A 1562-nucleotide genomic window follows, 5' to 3' on the forward strand; every position below is an offset into this window, starting at 1 on the left:
CGGGCAGGTGATCGCGGTGGGGGTGCCGGTGCCGGTGAAGGCGGTGGTCGTCACGCCCACCCCGGTCAGGGTGGTGTTGCCGGTGTTGAGGACCAGATAGGAGTACGTCACCGTCTGCCCGGCCGCCACCACCGCGTTCGGCGACGCCGTCTTCTGCAGGGCCAGCGAGGGAGCGGCCGTGAGAGTGACCGTCGCGGTCGACGGGGCGGAGGTCACGGCGGGTCCGGTGGGTGGTGTGGCGGTGGCGGTGGCGGTGTTGACGACGGTCCCGGCGTCGACGTCCGCCTGGGTGATGACGCGCGTTCCACTGCAGGTCGTCGAGGCCTGCGGGGCGAGGGTGGTGACCGGGCAGGTGATCGCGGCGGGGGTGTTCGAGCCGCTGGAGACGTCGGTGATCCTCACCCCGGTGAGGGTGGTGTTGCCGGTGTTGACGACCGCGTAGGAGTAGGCGATCGTCTGGCCCTCCTGTGTGGCGGCCACCGGGAACGCCGTCTTCAGCATGGCGATGGCGGGAGCGGCAATGGCGGTGACCGTCGCCGTGGACGGGCCGGAGGTCACGGCGGAGCCGGTGGTCGAGGTGCCGGTCGCGGTGGCGGTGTTGGTGATGCCCCCGGCGTCGACGTCCGCCTGCGTGATGGCGTACACGCTCGTGCAGGTGGTGGTGGCCTGCGGGGCGAGGGTGGTGGCCGGGCAGGTGATCGGGGTGGGGGTCCCGGTGCCGGTGAAGGCGGTGGTGGTGATCCTGATGCCGGTCAGCGTGGTGTTGCCGGTATTGAAGATCAGATAGGTGTAGCTGATGGCCCGTCCCGCCGCCACCACCGTGGTCGGTGCCGCCGTCTTCAGCAGCGCCAGGCCGGGAGCGGCGATGGCGGTGACCGTGGCGGTGGAGGCGGCGGAGGTCACGGCCGGTCCGGTGGGCGGTGTGCCGGTGGCGGTGGCGGTGTTGGTGACGGCTCCGGCGTCGACGTCCGCCTGCGTGATGGCGTACACGCTCGTGCAGGTGGTGGTGGCCTGCGGGGCGAGCGTGGTGGCCGGGCAGACGATCACGGTGGGGGTTCCGGTGCCGGTGAAGGCACTGGTGGTCACCCTGACGCCGGTCAGCGTGGTGTTGCCGGTGTTGACGATCGCGTACGAGTAGGTGATCGTCTGGCCCGCCTCCGTCACGGTCACCGGGAAGGCCGTCTTCAGCAGTGCCAGGGCGGAGGCGGCAGGGGCGGTGACCGTGGCGGTGGAGGCGGCGGAGGCCACGGTGGGTCCGGTGGAGGGTGTGCCGAAGGCGGTGGCGGTGTTGGTGACGACTCCGGCGTCGATGTCCGCCTGGGTGGTGACGTAGGTGTTGGTGCAGGTGGTCGAGTCCTGCGGGGCGAGCGTGGTGGTCGGGCAGACGATCGGGGTGGGGGTCCCGGTGCCGGTGAAGGCGGTGGTGGTCACCCTGACGCCGGTCAGGGTGAGGTTGCCGGTGTTGACGACCAGGTAGGAGTAGGTCACGGTGCGTTCGGATCCGGTGACCGTGGTGGGTGAGGCCGTCTTCAGCAGCGCCACGCCGGGAGCCGGTGTGGCGG

Annotated in this window: 1 protein-coding gene; it reads right to left on the bottom strand. The window is 71.3% G+C overall.

Translation table 11 applies throughout. The annotated features are described in order from the left end of the window. Positions 1-1562 (bottom strand): hypothetical protein (locus AB0G16_RS38740; RefSeq protein ID WP_362816017.1); only part of this gene is annotated, 1562 nt, incomplete at both ends.

Source organism: Streptosporangium sp. NPDC023615 (genome assembly GCF_040640155.1).
GTDB lineage: Bacteria > Actinomycetota > Actinomycetes > Streptosporangiales > Streptosporangiaceae > Streptosporangium.